1 protein-coding gene is annotated in these 944 nt (G+C 40.6%); it reads right to left on the reverse strand.

The window, feature by feature from the left end:
• Positions 1 to 129 precede the first annotated feature (129 nt).
• Complete coding sequence (locus PL85_RS17475; RefSeq protein WP_115340141.1) at positions 130 to 900, reverse strand: GNAT family N-acetyltransferase; 771 nt, start codon at positions 898 to 900, stop codon at positions 130 to 132.
• Between the last annotated feature and the right edge of the window lie 44 nt (positions 901 to 944).

A 944-nucleotide genomic window follows, 5' to 3' on the forward strand; every position in this document is an offset into this window, starting at 1 on the left:
CAGCTAACGCCGCATTAAGGGGCAGCCAACGCTACTGCCAACTTTCCGCATAACACCGTAATCACAAAAACCAACGCATAATAAAAATGCCACGCGTTGGCTGTCCCTCTTAAATGCTTTGTTATATTTCTAGTCCTTACACCATACACTTCGCACACCAACACTATTAAAACCAACTGATTTACAATTCTTGCTACTAATGCTGCTTGGCATTACATCAGTTAAAAGAACCTGTACACCTAAAGACATTGCATCCGAAATTCGAGTCCGAAGCAAAGCCGTTTGACACCCTTTTGAACGATAGTTTTCTTGTGTATACGCATTGGCTAATATTGCATATTCATTTTCGACAAAGCTCGTTGCCCAAGCACAGGGCTCGCCATTTATTTTTGCGACATAACAGCGAAATGTGTCTGTACAATAAAATGAGCGCTTCTTATCCCAGATTTCATCTGAACACTCTAAACCTGACGTTTTGAGTAAGGTTAGAAACGCATCGACATTATCGTGTGTCCATCGTTCAACCGTGACTTCTTCAGAGACTTCTTCGTGCGCTACGTAGTTTACCGCCCTTAGTTCTAGAAACTCATGCTCGTAAGCTGGGACAAACTCACTACTTGATAACCATGCCTTCAACTCGTTGGTTATTGCCTGTGGCTCGATAGAAATTTCAGGAGAGAAGTCATGTTTGTACAAACCCAAATGGCTCTCTAAGTCTCCTATAGTACAAACACCATGGATTATTATCTGGTTGTCATACTTACGAGTTTTATCGATAAAAACTGAGCATCCTTCAAACTCAGACGAAAAAAGTTCACTTTTTACATCTGTGGAAAGAGTTCGCTCATTATTAAATTGAAAGTAAGAGCTATATACGCCTTTGACTCTTTTATCTTGCATCGTTCCCTCGATATTGAATGAAATTAGTGTACCCCACGAAAAGT

Origin of the sequence: Vibrio anguillarum, assembly GCF_001989995.2 — a bacterium.
Lineage (GTDB): Bacteria > Pseudomonadota > Gammaproteobacteria > Enterobacterales > Vibrionaceae > Vibrio > Vibrio anguillarum.